We start from the raw sequence: 14,625 nt of genomic DNA on the forward strand, positions 1-14,625 counted from the left end.
GGGGTCAGGGGCGCGGCGCCGACGCGTCGCCCACGGGGTCCAGCGCGGCGGCGGGGCCCACCGCATCCTCCACGGTGTCTTCCACGCGGTCCTCCACGACGTGGAACACCCGCTCCGTGTGCGTCAGGCGCAGCAGATGACGGACGCTGGCGGACGGCCGCGCGAGCTGCAGCCGGGCGCCCGATTCCGCCGCCCGCTGCCGCAGGTTCAGCAGGGTGTTGAGCCCGCTGGAGTCGCAGAACGTCACGCCGTGGCAGTCCAGGACGAGGGTCCGCGACCCGACCGCGAGCAGCGGTCCCGCGGCTTCGGCGAGTGCCGGGGCGCCCTCCAGATCCAGCTCGCCACAGAGCCGCAACACGGCCCGTACTTCCGTGCGTTCGCCCTCGTGGCCGATCGCTTCCCCGTCCTCGCGGCCGAGCCAGAAGCGGTTGTCCATGGCTGCGCACCTCTCCCGGGCCGTCACCGCCCGACTCGCTGCTGACGTGCGTTCGTGGAGCTGACCTGTACCCCAACTCCACGCCCTTACCTGCGCGTCGGTGATCGGAACACGTGTCGCCTTGCTCACACGCGGCACGCGCGGCACGCCTGTGGTCGGTGAACTGGCCCGCGGGATCGCGGCAGTTCACCGCAGCGGCACGGTGGCGCGCACTCTCTTGCCGCCCGGACACCACTCGACGTCGAGGCGCCCCGCGAGGTCCCGCACCAGGTGGAGCCCGAAGCCCCCTGGTCGCGACGGGTCGAGGGGCAGGGTGCGCGGCGGCTCGTCGGCGGCGTCGTACACGGACACGGTCAGGCCCCGGTCGCTGTGGCCGAGCCGGAGGGCGGTCACGCCGCGGGCGTGCCGCAACGCGTTCGTCACCAGCTCCGACACGACCAGAAGCACCGCCTCCGCCTGCCGCTCGTCGTCGTATCCCACCGACGCCATGAAGTCACGCGCCGCCGCGCGTGCCTCGGCCGCCGACACCGCCCCGTTACGCTCCCACTCGCGCACCACTCGCTGCTCCTTCGGAGGGTGCATCACGACAACCTCCCGTCGTTCCGCGGTTCACACCGATCGCTTGCCCCGATCCCCGCGGACTACGCGGTGGTTCTGGAGCGGTACGCGGACACGGTGGACGCGGTGGCCGGACGGGCGGGGAGCCGGGGGCGGGAGCAGGCCGCGGGTGTCGATCCCGTCGGCGGGCCCACCGGCGCGCCGCCTTGCTTTCCCGGTGTCCTCGGGGGAGTGCGCGCGGAGGAAACAGACCCACTGGAATGGAAAGGGCGGCGGTCGGCTCGAATGCGGACGGGCGGCCGATGTTAACTCGCCGGTATAACTTACGAGTAGTTTATGGGGCGCGTCGGCGCCAAGGGCGCGAGCGGGCAGCGCAAAGCCCGCACATTCCCGTAGAAGTGGTGTAGACCATACTCCTGGCGCGGCACCCAGTCAACGTCTTGTCTTTCCATTCGGGGCGCGGGTAGATTCCCCGGCCAAGCACCGCCTGGAATTAGCCGCCGTTGCACATGGTGAAATCCTCGGCGTTGCACATGTTGAAATGGTCTCAGATGGCAGGACAAGGATGGTGGAACCGGAGCTTCCTGTGCTTCTCTGAGCCCGAGCCGACCGACATCCGAGGGCACCGTACGGACCACCCCGTGCGCGCTTCCGTTTTCCTTTTCTTTTCTTGGCGGGGAGGGTCAGTGATCGCTGTGCACACGCATGGGCGGCGCCCGTATGTCACCCGCTCCTCCCGTGCGGCCTGCACCCGGTGTCGGAGGCCCGTGGTGAAACGGGACGCCCAGCGGCGCGACGAGCGGCTGCTGCGGACGGCCTTCATCATTTCCAGCACCGGGGACTGGGTATTCCGCTTCGCCTTGCCCGTGCTCGTGCTCCAGCTGACCGGTTCGGCGGTCTCGACGGCGCTCACCTACGCGATCGAATTCGTGCCCTTCGTGGTCATCGGACTCTTCAGCGGAGTCGTCGCCGACCGGGCCGACCGACGGCAATTGATGATTGCCTGCGACGTCGTCTCCGCGGCGATCGTCGCCGGGATCGGCGTGCTCTGTCTGATCGATCCGCCAACGGTCCTGGTGATGGCGGCGGCCTTTCTGCTGGGGTGCGTACGGCCGTTCTCGTTCCCGGCCTTCCAGGGGTTCATCACCGAGCGGGTCGCCGAACACCGGCGGGCCTCGATGAACGCCTGGGTCCAGGGGGCGGACGGCACCCTCGGCATGCTGGGCCCGGTCGCGGGCGTCGCGGTGGTCACGCTGCTCGGCCCGACCGCGGCGAGCTTCGTGAACGCGGCGTCGTTCGCCGTCTCCGCCCTGCTGATCGCGGCCACCGCCGTCGTCACGGTGGGGCGGCGGCTGCGGGCCTCGTTCGGGGCGGCGTGCCGCTCGCTCGTGCCGGACGCCCTCGCGGCGCTGCGCATGGTGATGACGCAGAGCGCCCTCCTGTGGGCCACGGTCCTGCTGACCCTGGCGAACTTCACCTTCCCCGCCGCGGCGGCCAACCTCGTCTACATCGTGGCCGGGCCGAGCGGGGACGTCCCCGCCTCCCTCGCGGTGATCGCCGCGGCCCAGGGGCTCGGGGCCGTCCTGGGCGCCGCCGCGTCCCCCGTGCTCCTTCGGAGGTTCTCCGCGGGCGCGCTCATGGCGGCCGCCATGGCGGTGAAGGTCCTCGCCCTGACGCTGCCCGCGCTCTGGCCCGGCATCGGCGCGCTGACCGTGTGCTGGTTCGTCGTCGGCACGACGACCTCCACGTTCATCGTGCCGTGGCGGACCTATCGGCAGGGCGCGGTCGACCCGGAATTCCTCGGCAGGGTGGTGGGGCTGCAGCGGGCCATTCCGTTCGCGGCCGTTCCGGTCAGTTCGCTGCTCGGCAGCTGGCTGGTCGTCGAGTTCGGGGTGGCCACGTTGTTCACCGCCATCGCGGTCATTCAGTTCTTCGTCTGGCTCGGTACTCGTTTCTCGCCATTGGGGAGATCCGGCTCGTCGAGTGTCGAAGTGGCCGGTCCGTCCGTAATTCCGGTGGCACGGCCGAGTCGCACCGGCGGGAATTGAGCCGACAACGGTTGTTCGAGCCGGTCGCACTGATAACATCCACAATTCACTGCGTCATTCCTGGTCACAGAAAGGTGTGGGGTAGATGCCATTATCCTTTGAAGGCAGTGAGACGCTGTCGGCGCAGCGGGAGCACTTCGCGGACTCGGGCTATCTGGTCCTGCCCGGCCTGCTGCCGGCGGCGCTGCGGGACCGGCTCGTACCGGAAGTGGACCGCTGGGTCGACGAGGGGCTGCGCTCCCGCTCGATAGCCGCCTGCCTCGACCCGGGGCCCGACGACGATCCACCGCCCGTGATGGAGCTGGAACTCTCCGCGCACGGGGAACTCCTCACCTACGATCCGCTGCTGCGGATCATCGCGGACCTCCTGGGCGCGCCGTTCGTCTTCCACCATCTGCACAGCGACCGGCACAATCCGGGAGCGCCCGGCAAGTCGTGGCACCACGACCACGAACCCAACGACCTGGGCAACCGCGACCTGGTGATGGTGCACGCGCTGCACTACCTCGGCGGGCTCGACGGCACGGTCGGCACCCTGACCGTGGTGCCCGGCTCCCACCGCGACCCCTGGAGCAAGTCCGCGCTCGCCCACCTCGGCACCACCGAACTGCCCGACGAAGTGGTCATCGACGACCTGCCGCCCGGCTCGACCGTGCTCATCAACTCGGCGCTGCTGCACGCCCGCAGGCCCGCGCCCAGTCCGCCGGGCACCCTACCCCGTTACTTCGTCGACGCCTCATACTGCCAGACCGGGGCGCGCTGGCGGCCCGTGAAGCCGTACTGGCGACACATGCTGGCCACGGCCCGCGCCCGCGACCTCGACGGCGGGCGCTGGCCGGAGCTGTTCGCGGAACGGCACTTCACCGAGTACGCCCGGTCGGCGTGAGAAGGGAACAGCACGGATGCACATCATCGGCCCCATCACCTTCGACGAGGTGCGCGCCCGCTTCCACCGGGACCATCCCGTCGGCCGCGCCCACGAGGTCAACACCAACGAGGACGCGGACAGCGCGCTGCGCCTGGCCGACGCGACCTTCGGCACCTGGTCGACGATCAGGCTGTCCCGCGCCGACGTCCGGTCGGTGCTGCTGCCCTGGCACCTCAGCTGCGGCGGCGGCCGCGAACTGGTGCCGCGCACCGGCCTCACCGTCGGCCAGGCGGCGGACCTGCTGCGCGCGCACGAGGCGGAGTTCACGGCGGCCAACCCCGTCTGCACCGGCAAGATCGCCCTGTTCCGCGACTCCGCCTTCAGCTCCATCTACCTCACCACCCGGCCGATCCCGCACGACCACTACGCGGACCTGCCCACCGACGACGGCCTGGTCCACCTCGACGGCCTGCACCGCCTGCTCGCCTGGGAGCTGGCCGAACGCCTCTCGCCGAGCGAGGAGTTGACCGCGTACATCGCCGGTGACCTCACCCCGCTCGCCCCGGCCGCCGGCGGCGCGGACGCACCGAACGCCACCACCGGAGGTCTGCGCCCATGACGCGAGCGATGCGACCCCCCGCCTCGCTGCCCGACGCCACGCTGCCCGGCCTGCTCGAACTCAACGCCCGGACCCACCCGGACCGCCCCGCCCTCAGCGACGGGGCCCGCACCCTCGACCACCGGCAACTCGACACCGCCGCCGGGCACATAGCCGCCCGCCTCACCGGCCTCGGCACCGACCGCGGCGACCGCGTCGCCCTGTTCGGCCCCCGGGACGCCCGCATGTGCGCGCTGCTGTACGGCGTCCTGCGCGCGGGCGCCGCCGCCGTCCTGGTCGACCCGGGGTGGAGCCCGCGCGACGTGCACCGGCGCCTCGACGCGGTCAAGGTGCGCCACGCCCTGACCACCGCGCCCGAGCTGCGCGCGCCCGAGCCGTACCGCACCGAGGTCGTCGACGTCGACGCGCTCGCCGCGAGCGCGCCCGCCACCCCCGCCGCGCCGCCCTGCGCGCCGGACGACCTGGCGTACCTGTCCTTCACCTCCGGGTCCAGCGGGGAGCCGAAGGCCGTCGCGGTCACCCACGCCAACGCGGCCCACTACGCGCTCGCCCTGCGCGACCGGCTCGGCCTCACCGACGCCGACGCGCCCCGCGTCGCCCACGTCACCACCCTGGCCGCCGACCTCGGGCACACCTCCTGGCTGCTCGCCCTCGCGACCGCGGGGTCGGTGCACGTCGTGCCCGACACGGCCGCGCGGGACCCCGAGGCGTTCTGGGCCGCGATGCGCGAGGCCGGGGTCTCGGTCCTCAAGACGACGCCGTCCCATCTGACGGCGCTGCTCGCCGGGCGGCCGTCCGACGCGCCCGCCCTGGACACCGTCCTGCTCGGCGGCGAGGCCCTGCCCCGGTCGCTCGCCGCGCGCCTGCTCGACGAGGGGATCGCCGCACGGGTCGCCAACCACTACGGCCCGACCGAGACCACCGTCGGCGCCACCTGCTTCCTCGCCGCCGCCGCGGCCGACCTGCCCGCCGACGAACCCACCGTGCCCATCGGCACCGCCATCGGCGAGGCCGAACTGCGGCTCGTGCCCGACACCCGCGCGCCCGAGACGCCGGAGCCCACCGGAGCGGAGGGCGAGCTGTACATCGGGGGGCGCGGCGTGAGCGCCGGATACTTCGGACGCCCCTACGAGACGGCACGCCGCTTCATCGCCCACGAGGGCCTGCGCATGTACCGGACGGGCGACGTCTGCCGCCGCAGGCCGGACGGCAACCTCGTCTTCGTCGGCCGCTCGGACCGCCAGGTCAAGGTCCGCGGCTTCCGCGTCGACCCCGCCGAGATCGAGCGGGCCATGGAGGAGTTCCCCGGCGTCGGCCAGGGCGCGGTGATCGTGCGCGCCACCCCGGCGGGCAACCAACTCCTGGCCGCCGTACGCCTCACCGCCGGGCGCGACGAGGCCGAGACCCTCGCCGCGCTCCGCTCCCACCTGCACGACCGGCTGCCCGGCTACTCCGTGCCGCAGCCGATCCTCGCCCTCGCGGAGTTCCCCTTCGGCGCCAACGGCAAGCTCGACCGCGCCCGCCTCGGCGACACCGTGTCCGGCCTCATCGAGTCCCGGGCCCGGACCGCGCGGCCCGAGCCGACCGCCGCCGGGCGGCCCGCCGACCGCTCCGCCGCCTCGCTCGCGCACGCCCTGTGCGAGCTGTGGGCGGACGCGCTCGGCCTGCCCGTGGTCGACCCGCACGCGGACGTGCTCGGCCTGGGCGGCGACTCGATCCTCGCCATGCGCACCATCGCCTTCCTGCGCCGCCGCGGCCACCGCGTCGCGTTCGAGGACTTCTACGACCACCCGACGCCCACCCGGCTCGCGGCGGTCGCCGCCTCCTCCCGGCCGCGCCCCCAGCCGCGCGCCGAGAGTCTGGCCGCCGAGCCGCGCCAGCTGGCCCCCGCCCAGCGGTGGCTGTTCCGCCAGCCCGTCGACGAGCCCCGGCACTGGAACCAGTCCGTGCTGCTGCGCTGCCGGGAGCGCGTGGACCCCGCGGCCCTGGCGGGGGCCGTCGAGGCCGTGCTGCACCGGCACTCGGCGCTGCGCAGGCCGGTCGGCCCCGGCGGCCTCGGCCCGCTGCGCCCCGCGGGCGACCTGGACGCGGTGAGCCACTCACGGCTGCGGCCCGGGGACCCGCTGTCCGAGACGGTCGGCGCGCTCTGTACCGAGCTGCACCGCAGCCTCGACCCGGAGGCCGGACGCTTACTGAGGGTGCATCTGTTCTCCGGCGGCCAGGGCGTCGACGACCGGCTCGCGCTGATCGCGCACCACCTCGTCGTCGACGGGCTCTCCTGGCGCATCCTGCTCGACGACCTCGCCGCCGCCTACCGGGCCGCCCGGTCCGGGCAGCCGGCCGAGCTGTCGCCGACGGCCGACTTCTACGCCTGGGCCGCCACCACGCCCCGCACCGCGCCCGCGCACCCGGCGGTCGCGCCCCGGCTCCCGGTGGACGACGCCACGTCCAGCACCGAACCCGCGACCCTCGTGTGGAGCCTCGACGAGGAGGCGACCGGCCGGCTCCTGGAGCGCCACGGGGGCGCCCAGCGCCTGGAGGCGGTGCTGCTCGCGGCGTTCGCCGACGCCACGCTGGCGTGGAGCGGGCAGCGGAGCCTCGGTGTGGAGGTGGAGACCCACGGCCGGGGGACCGACGGCGACGACGGCCAGTACCTGGACACCGTGGGCTGGTTCACCGCCGTCAAGTGGCTGGCCGTCAAGGCCGCGGAGGGGGCGGAGGGGGCCGCGCGCACGGCAGAGGTCGAGGACCTCGTGCGCGGCGCGCCCCAGCTGCCGATGGACGTCGAAGGAGCGCGCCCCGAGGCCGCGTTCAACTTCCTCGGCACCTTCCGGCTGCCCGACGAGCCGTCCCTGGACTGGACGGTGGCGGAGGAGCAGGCCGGGGCGGCCCGCTGCGCCACCGGGGACTCCCTGTACCGGCTGCGGCTCACCGCCCGGATCGTCGAGGGACGCCTGGTGACCGACCTGGTCTACGCCTGGCCGCGGCTGTCGCACGAGAGCGCGGAGCGGATCGTCGCCTCGTTCTCGTCCGCGGTGGCCGCCGCCGCGGACGCCGCCCCGCCCGCGTACGTGAAGACAGCGGTCTCCACGTCCGGCCAGCTGGTGCACACCGCCCTCGCGCCCGCGCGCGGGCACTGGACGGTGGTGCGCGAGCCGGTGCCCGTGCTCCTCACCGGGGCGACCGGCTATCTCGGCGGGCACGTGCTCACCGAACTGGCCGCCCGCGGCGCCCGCGTGACCTGCCTGGTACGCGGCGACAACGATGCCGAGGCGGCCCGGCGGCTCGGCGGCGCGGACGCGATCGCCGGTGACATCACCGCGGACGGCCTCGGTCTGACCCCGGCCGGACTCGCCCGCGCCCGCGCGGCCCGGGTCGTCGTCCACGCGGCGGCGGACGTCCGTCTGGTCGCCTCGCCCGCCGACCTTGAGCGGACCAACCACACCGCGGTGCGGCGGCTGCTCCACTGGATCGACGCCCACACCCCCGGGGCCCGCTTCCACCACGTCTCCACGCTGGCCGTCTCGGGCGAGGTGGAGGGGCCCGCACGCCGCTTCAGCGAGGCCGACCTGCGCATCGGGCAGACCTTCCGCACCCCGTACGAGAAGGTGAAGTTCCACGCCGAGGAGACCGTGCGCGCCTGGGCGGCCACCGGCCGCCAGGCCTACGTCCACCGCAGCGGCCACATCGCGGCGCACAGCAGGACGGGGGCGTTCCAGCGCAACGTCGCGGACAACCGCATCTACCAGACCGTGCGCGGCTACGTCCTGGCCGGGGCGGCGCCGCGCAGGCCCTCGACGACGTTCGAGTTCTCCCACGTGGACACGGTGGCGGCGGGCATCGCGGCGCTCGCGGTCCATCCGCACGCGGCACCGGGCGTCTACCACGAGGAGTCGCCGCACACCGTCGCCCACGACACGCTCGTGGCGTGGATGGTCCGGCACGGCTATCCGATCCGGCTCACGGACGACGCCACGTTCGCCGCGGCGCTCGCCCGCGCCGAGCAGCACCATCCGACCATGGCCCGGCTCGCCTCGACCTGGTCCCAGCTGGGCGACCGCAACGTCGTCGTGGACAGCGCGTGGACCCAGTCCGTGCTCGACCGGCTCGGCGTGCGGTTCGCCGAGCCGACCGCGCAGTGGTGGTCGGCCGCGCTGTCCTGGGCGGCCGACGTCGGCTTCCTGCCGCACCGCTCGCCGGTCCCGGCCGACCCGGGCCGCTGACCCCCACCCCATGCGGCCCACCCGGCCGAGCTCCCCTGGTCCCGCCCGCCGGGCGGGCCACCGAACCCCTAGGAAGTGACGCGATGCCCCAGCTCTCCCCGGTGCTCCAGCAGGCCACGCCCGTGGTCGCCACCCGCGGCGAGGGGATGTACCTGTACGACGCCGACGACCGTCGCTACCTCGACTTCACCGCCGGCGTCGGCGTGACCAACACCGGCCACTGCCACCCCCGGGTGGTCGAGGCCGTGCGCGAGCAGGCGGGCCGGCTCATCCACGGCCAGTACACGACCGTGCTGCACGACCAGCTGCTCACCCTGACCGAGCGCCTGGGCGACGTCCTGCCCGAAGGCCTGGACGCGCTGTTCTACCTGAACTCCGGCAGCGAGGCCGTGGAGGCCGCGCTGCGGCTCGCCCGGCAGGCCACCGGGCGGCAGAACGTGATCGTGTTCGACGGCTCCTTCCACGGACGCACCATGGGCGCCGCGGCGATGAGCACCGCGGGCACCCGGTTCCGCGCCGCGAGCGGCCCGCTGATGCCCGGCGTCGCGGTGGCGCCCTTCCCGCACGCCTTCCGGCTCGGCCTGAGCGAGGAGGAGGCCGTCGCGCAGGCGCTGCGCGGCCTCGACCACGTCCTGGCCACCGTGAGCGCGCCCGAGGAGACCGCCGCGATCTTCGTCGAACCCGTCCTGGGCGAGGGCGGTTACGTGCCCGCGCCCGCGGCCTTCCTCGCGGGCCTGCGGGAACGCGCGGACCGGCACGGCATCCTGCTGGTCCTCGACGAGATCCAGACCGGCTTCGGCCGCACCGGGCGGTTCTGGGCCCACCAGCACGCCGCCGGTGTCGCACCGGACGTGCTGATCACCGCCAAGGGCCTGGCCAGCGGCTTCCCGCTGTCGGCCATCGCCGCGTCCGTGGAGCTGATGGGCAAGGCCCGGCCGGGCTCGCAGGGCGGCACCTACGGCGGCAACGCCGTGGCCTGCGCCGCCGCGCTCGCCACCCTCGACGTCATCCGCGACGAGGGCCTGGTCGCCAACGCCGCCGTGCAGGGCCGCCGCCTCGCGGACGGGCTGCGCAAGGTGGCCGCCCAGGTCCCCGCGATCGCCGACGTGCGCGGCACGGGCCTGATGCTGGCCAGTGAGTTCCAGGGCCCCGACGGATCCCCCGACACGGCCCTGGCCCGCCGTGTGCAGCAGGCCGCCGCCGAGCGGGGCCTGCTGCTGCTGACCTGCGGGGTGCACGGCAACGTCGTACGGATGATCCCGGCGCTCGTCGTCACCGCCGAGCAGATCGACGAGGCGCTGACGCTGTGGTCCGACGCCGTCGCCGCGGCCGTGCGGTGACCGCCCGCCGCCGCACCGGCACCCCGCCCGTACGCCTTCGAAAGGACTGATGACGCCATGACCGGAACCACCATCGACGACATCGGCTGGACCAGCGACTATCTGGAGTCGGCGCGCGACGTGTGGTCGCTGTCGGTCTCCGACGAGGACCGGCGGCTGCTGTGGCCGGACGCCCTCACCGGGCGCTGGGGCGCGGGCGAGGCCGCGTACACCGCCGTGCGCTCCTTCATCGGCAGCAGCCTGGACGCCGTCGGCTTCGTGAACGTGCGCAACGTGATGTCCCCGGACGCGTCCGACGCCGACCTCATCACCGGTCTGTCCCGCGTCCTCGACGAGATCGGCGGGGCCATTCCGCAGAACGCCCAGGGCGACCTGTGGACCATCCTGCGCGACCGCGACGGCGACGGCGCCACCGAGCTCGGCTTCCACTGCGACACCTGCGACCTGCTCGTGCTGCTCTGTCTGCAGCCCGCGGCGGACGGCGGCGGCACCACCAAACTGGCCAGCGCCCGCCACGTGTACGACATCATCGAGCGCGAACGCCCCGACGTGCTGGCCCTGTTGCAGCAGGAGTGGCGCTTCGACCGCAGCGGCCGCGCGGGCCAGCAGATCGTCGTCACGCCGATCCTGTTCACCCAGGACGACGGGACGATCGGCTGCTACTACCAGACCCGTACGGTCCGGGCGTCCGCGGAGCTCGACGCGCGGCGCCTGGAGGCCCTCGACTACCTGGACGAGGTGCTGTACCGCCCGGAGATCGCCTTCGGCCTCCAGCTCGGCGCGGGCGACCTGCTGATGATCCGCAACAGCCGGGTGCTGCACGGCCGTTCCCCGTACGTGGACGCCCCGGGCCCGCAGGCCCGCCGGATCCTGCGCGCCTGGATGAACGAGCGATGAGCGGACACGGCAGGATCGGTGTCGTCACCGGCGGCGGCAGCGGCCTCGGCCGCGCCGCCGCGCTCGCCCTGCTCGACCAGGGCTGGTCCCTCGCGCTCGCGGGGCGGCGCAAGGAGACCCTGGAGGAGACCGCGGCCCTGTCGGGCGCCGGTGCGGACCGGGTGCTCGCGGTGCCCGCCGACATCAGCGACCCGGGCCAGGTCACGGCGCTGTTCCGCACGGTCGTCGACCACTTCGGCCGCCTGGACCTGCTGTTCAACAACGCGGGCGCGGTGGTGCCGCGCAAGCCGGTCGGGGAGGTGACCGTCGACGACTGGAACACGATCATGGCCACCACGGTCACCGGCACCTTCCTCTGCTCCCAGGAGGCGTTCCGCGTGATGCGCGACCAGTCCCCGCAGGGCGGCCGCATCATCAACAACGGCGCGCCGTCCGCCTACGCGCCGCGCCCCCACGCCATCGCCTACACCACGGCCAAGCACGCGGTGCTCGGCATCACCCGGGGCCTGTCCCTGGACGGCCGTCCCTACCGCATCGCCTGCGGGCAGATCGACGTGGGCAACGTGACGCCGGTGGACGGCAGGCCCCAGCCGCCCTCCATGCAGGGCGACGGCACGATGGCCGTCGAGGCGACGATCCCGGTGGAGCGCTTCACCGAGGCCCTGGTGCTGATGGCGTCGATGCCGCTGGACACCAACGTGCAGTCCCTGACGGTGCTGCCCACGACGATGCCCTACATCGGCAGGGGGTGACGCGATGCTGGTCAGTGCCCGCTCCCTGGACGAGTACCGGGCGATGTTCGCGCTCACGGACGACGACCTCGGCCTGCGGATCCTCGACTGCCCCGGCGGCGCCGCGAGTTTCGTGGCCGAGGCCGGGGCCCGGGGCACCGACGCGGTCGCCGTCGATCCGCAGTACGGCCAGGGCCGCGATCTCCTCGGCACGCTCGCGCTGCGCGAGATCGAGCACAAGCACACGGACGTGGCCGCGCACGCGGAGCGTTACGTGTGGGACTGGTTCGGCGGCCCCGAGCGCTACACCCGCCTCAGGGCGGAGTCGGCGCGTGCCTTCGGCGCCGATCTGGCGGCCCGCCCGGACCGCTACGTCGCGGGCTCGCTGCCGCACCTGCCCTTCGAGGACCGCTCCTTCGACCTCGTGCTCAGCTCGCACCTGCTGTTCTCCTACGGGGCGCAGCTGAGCGAGGAGTTCCATCTGAGCGCGCTGATCGAGCTGGTGCGGGTGGCGCGCCGCGAAGTGCGGCTCTTCCCGGTGGTCCTGCACACCAGCGACCGCCGGTACGAGGCCCTGGAACGGCTGCGCGCCGCCCTGGACGCCCTGGGCGTGCCGTCCCGCCTCGACCGGGTCGACTACGCGTTCCAGCCGGGCGGCGACGAGGCCCTCGTGCTCGACGCCAGGTCCCACGGTCCGCTGCCCACCGACAGGCCCGGCGCGGACGACCACGACCCGGTGCGCTGGCGGCACTTGGGGACGGAGGACCCCGTCGTCCTGGGGTCGGTCCGGGCGTGAGCGGTCCGGGGGCCGCGCCCGCGCGTTGACGGGGCCGGTGGCGATGTGCCGCCACCGGCCCCGTCAAGGGGAAGGCACCACAGGGGCTCTCGTGCGCACGCCCTGGAGGGGAGGGCGTGCTCAGTCGGTGCGGACCGGGTTCTTCGTGCCGGGCCCGAAGCCGCACATCGAGGGTGCCATCACGTGCTGCGGGCTGGTCCAGCCCGCGCACTGGTATCCGGAGTGGTTGTACCAGTCGTGCCCGAACTCGTGCGCGGCCAGCAGCGTCTGGTCCCGGACGCCGCCCATGTAGAGGGCGATGCGCTGCCCGCGGCCCCAGTTGCAGCCGACGATCCTGCCGCCTCCTCCGCAGTCGGTGATGTAGCTGTTGCGGCACTCCACCGGGGTGTCGCGGTTCGTGGTCTCGTCCAGGTTCGCCCACGCGGCCGCGCCCTGCCGGATGGTCGCGGCGTACTGCTGGCAGGAGGGTGTGAGGCGGTAGCTGCGGTCGGAGGGGACCGGCCAGCCGCCCGGCGGGGGCTGGAGCGTTCCCGGGCCCGCCGTCGCCGGCGCCGTCAGCTCGTCGGCGGTGATGCCGTGGCCCTTCGCCGGGGTGTCCGTCGCCGCGGCGGGCCGCCCTTGGGGGGAGGGCGCGGCCTGGGCCCCGGAGCCCAGCAGGCCGATGGCCGCCGTGACCACGACCGCGACGACGGATCTCAGGAGCAGGGTCCTTCGCATGGTTCTCCTCCTGCTGTGGGGGGCGTGCGTTGTGGAGGGAGTTCCGTGGGGGGAGGCTTTCCGTGTGGGGGGAGGGTGTGGGGGGTGGCGCCTGGGGGGGCGGGGGTGTCTTGTCGGTGCGGGGGAGCGCCGACGAGGGTTCGCCGACCGGTACGCCGTTTGGTCTGGGCCAACGGCGGTGTGCAGTCCCAGAGTTGGCGGAAGTCCTGGTGAGAACAATCCGGGTATCGATAGGTAGGGGTACGCAGAAAACCGGGGCGCGTCGCGTGGTCCAGACCTCTTGACCGGATTGGTACATGCCAATAGCCTCCGAGCGAGCCACTGCGGTGCCGCGGCCAACGGGCTCATGAGCGACGGGCGGCAGTGTCCGGACGCGCCGTCCGAACCACCCATCCGGAACCGACACTCGAGGGAGACCCCTTGAGATCCCCCACACGCAGACGCTTTCCCCGACGGGTCACCACGGCGCTCGTCAGCCTGGTCGTCCCGTTCGCCGCCCTGGCCGCTCCGGCGCGGGCGGCCGACGCCCCCGCCGCGGACGCGGGGCGCGCGCCCTTCGTCCAGGCCGCGCCCTACCTCTACCTGGGCTGGGGCAACCCGCCCAGCGCCACCGACGTCATGCGGGCCACCGGCATCAAGTGGTACACCATGGCCTTCATCCTCGCCCGGGGCGGCTGCAACCCCGCCTGGGACAGTCAGCGCCCCCTCACCGGCGGCGTGGACGAGACCACCATCAAGTCGATCCGCGCGGCCGGCGGGGACGTCGTCCCCTCCATCGGCGGCTGGAGCGGCAACAAGCTCGGCCCCAACTGCTCCACCCCGCAGGCCCTGGCGGGCGCGTACCAGAAGGTCATCGACGCCTACCGGCTCAAGGCGGTCGACGTCGACATCGAGAACACCGACGAATTCGAGAGCCCGGCGGTCCAGGACCGGATCCTGGGCGCCCTGAAGATCGTCAAGCAGAACAACCCGGGCCTCAGGACGATCCTCACCTTCCCGACGCTCAACACCGGGCCCAACTCCTGGGGCAACCGCCTCATCGAGCGGTCCAAGGCCCTGCAGGCGGACATCGACAACTTCACGATCATGCCGTTCAACTTCGGCGGCCAGGCCGACATGTACGGCAACACCGTCAAGGCCACCGAAGGTCTCAAGACCAAGCTCAAGGCCGTGTACGGCTGGTCCGACGCGGAGGCCTACGCCCACATCGGCATCTCGGGCATGAACGGCAGCAGCGACACGGGCGAGGTCACCACGCCCCAGATCTGGACCCAGATCCGCGACTGGTCCAACGCCCACCACATCGGCCGGTTCGCCTTCTGGGCGGTCAACCGCGACCGACCCTCGTGGCAGTTCACCTCCATCACCGCGGGCTTCACCGGCTGACCACCG

11 protein-coding genes and 1 pseudogene are annotated in these 14,625 nt (G+C 73.3%); 9 read left to right on the forward strand and 3 right to left on the reverse strand.

Annotation, left to right across the window (positions count from 1 at the left end; translation table 11 throughout):
* Positions 1-4 precede the first annotated feature (4 nt).
* A complete protein-coding gene (locus tag C9F11_RS35650) occupies positions 5-436 on the reverse strand; it encodes an STAS domain-containing protein (protein WP_138963502.1) in 432 nt (143 codons plus the stop codon).
* A gap of 186 nt (positions 437-622) precedes the next feature.
* Positions 623-1,018, reverse strand: a complete 396-nt coding sequence (locus C9F11_RS35655; protein WP_138963504.1) for an ATP-binding protein — start codon at positions 1,016-1,018, stop codon at positions 623-625.
* A 746-nt stretch (positions 1,019-1,764) separates the two neighbouring features.
* On the opposite strand from C9F11_RS35655, the gene C9F11_RS35660 reads away from it, so the two are divergent.
* From C9F11_RS35660 to C9F11_RS35695, 8 genes are all read left to right on the forward strand, one after another.
* Complete coding sequence (locus C9F11_RS35660; protein WP_171075941.1) at positions 1,765-3,042, forward strand: MFS transporter; 1,278 nt, start codon at positions 1,765-1,767, stop codon at positions 3,040-3,042.
* A gap of 85 nt (positions 3,043-3,127) precedes the next feature.
* The gene (locus C9F11_RS35665) at positions 3,128-3,928 is read left to right on the forward strand and encodes a phytanoyl-CoA dioxygenase family protein (protein WP_138963508.1); all 801 of its coding nucleotides are present in this window, start codon (positions 3,128-3,130) and stop codon (positions 3,926-3,928) included.
* A gap of 16 nt (positions 3,929-3,944) precedes the next feature.
* Entirely contained in the window at positions 3,945-4,529 is a 585-nt protein-coding gene (locus C9F11_RS35670; protein ID WP_138963510.1) for a DUF6309 family protein, read from the forward strand.
* Between the two features lie 8 nt (positions 4,530-4,537).
* Entirely contained in the window at positions 4,538-8,752 is a 4,215-nt protein-coding gene (locus C9F11_RS35675) for an amino acid adenylation domain-containing protein (RefSeq protein WP_249402021.1), read from the forward strand.
* A gap of 83 nt (positions 8,753-8,835) precedes the next feature.
* On the forward strand, positions 8,836-10,092 hold the full coding sequence (locus C9F11_RS35680; protein WP_138963514.1) for an aminotransferase class III-fold pyridoxal phosphate-dependent enzyme: 1,257 nt from the start codon (positions 8,836-8,838) through the stop codon (positions 10,090-10,092).
* Between the two features lie 57 nt (positions 10,093-10,149).
* Positions 10,150-10,989: a TauD/TfdA family dioxygenase gene (locus C9F11_RS35685; protein ID WP_138963516.1), complete on the forward strand. Its 840-nt coding sequence runs from the start codon at positions 10,150-10,152 to the stop codon at positions 10,987-10,989.
* A complete protein-coding gene (locus C9F11_RS35690; protein WP_138963518.1) occupies positions 10,986-11,741 on the forward strand; it encodes an SDR family oxidoreductase in 756 nt (251 codons plus the stop codon). Before C9F11_RS35685 ends, C9F11_RS35690 begins: the two co-directional genes overlap by 4 nt.
* A gap of 4 nt (positions 11,742-11,745) precedes the next feature.
* Positions 11,746-12,516, forward strand: a complete 771-nt coding sequence (locus C9F11_RS35695; protein WP_138963520.1) for a methyltransferase domain-containing protein — start codon at positions 11,746-11,748, stop codon at positions 12,514-12,516.
* 120 nt (positions 12,517-12,636) lie between these two features.
* On the opposite strand, the gene C9F11_RS35700 is transcribed toward C9F11_RS35695, so the two are convergent.
* A complete protein-coding gene (locus C9F11_RS35700) occupies positions 12,637-13,233 on the reverse strand; it encodes a hypothetical protein (RefSeq protein WP_138963522.1) in 597 nt (198 codons plus the stop codon).
* Between the two features lie 555 nt (positions 13,234-13,788).
* Here C9F11_RS35700 and C9F11_RS35705 point away from each other — a divergent pair.
* Positions 13,789-14,619 (forward strand): annotated as a pseudogene (locus tag C9F11_RS35705) (chitinase); the annotation flags it as partial.
* Positions 14,620-14,625 lie beyond the last annotated feature (6 nt).

It is taken from the genome of Streptomyces sp. YIM 121038 (assembly GCF_006088715.1).
In the GTDB taxonomy this organism is placed as follows: Bacteria; Actinomycetota; Actinomycetes; order Streptomycetales; family Streptomycetaceae; genus Streptomyces.

Bases quoted from the DNA above. Each gene is read 5' to 3' on its own strand.
- C9F11_RS35650 (WP_138963502.1), bottom strand. From the start codon at position 436: ATGGACAACCGCTTCTGGCTCGGCCGCGAGGACGGGGAAGCGATCGGC.
- C9F11_RS35700 (WP_138963522.1), bottom strand. From the start codon at position 13,233: ATGCGAAGGACCCTGCTCCTGAGATCCGTCGTCGCGGTCGTGGTCACG.
- C9F11_RS35695 (WP_138963520.1), top strand. From the start codon at position 11,746: ATGCTGGTCAGTGCCCGCTCCCTGGACGAGTACCGGGCGATGTTCGCG.
- C9F11_RS35655 (WP_138963504.1), bottom strand. From the start codon at position 1,018: ATGCACCCTCCGAAGGAGCAGCGAGTGGTGCGCGAGTGGGAGCGTAAC.
- C9F11_RS35675 (WP_249402021.1), top strand. From the start codon at position 4,538: ATGCGACCCCCCGCCTCGCTGCCCGACGCCACGCTGCCCGGCCTGCTC.
- C9F11_RS35685 (WP_138963516.1), top strand. From the start codon at position 10,150: ATGACCGGAACCACCATCGACGACATCGGCTGGACCAGCGACTATCTG.
- C9F11_RS35665 (WP_138963508.1), top strand. From the start codon at position 3,128: ATGCCATTATCCTTTGAAGGCAGTGAGACGCTGTCGGCGCAGCGGGAG.
- C9F11_RS35670 (WP_138963510.1), top strand. From the start codon at position 3,945: ATGCACATCATCGGCCCCATCACCTTCGACGAGGTGCGCGCCCGCTTC.
- C9F11_RS35690 (WP_138963518.1), top strand. From the start codon at position 10,986: ATGAGCGGACACGGCAGGATCGGTGTCGTCACCGGCGGCGGCAGCGGC.
- C9F11_RS35680 (WP_138963514.1), top strand. From the start codon at position 8,836: ATGCCCCAGCTCTCCCCGGTGCTCCAGCAGGCCACGCCCGTGGTCGCC.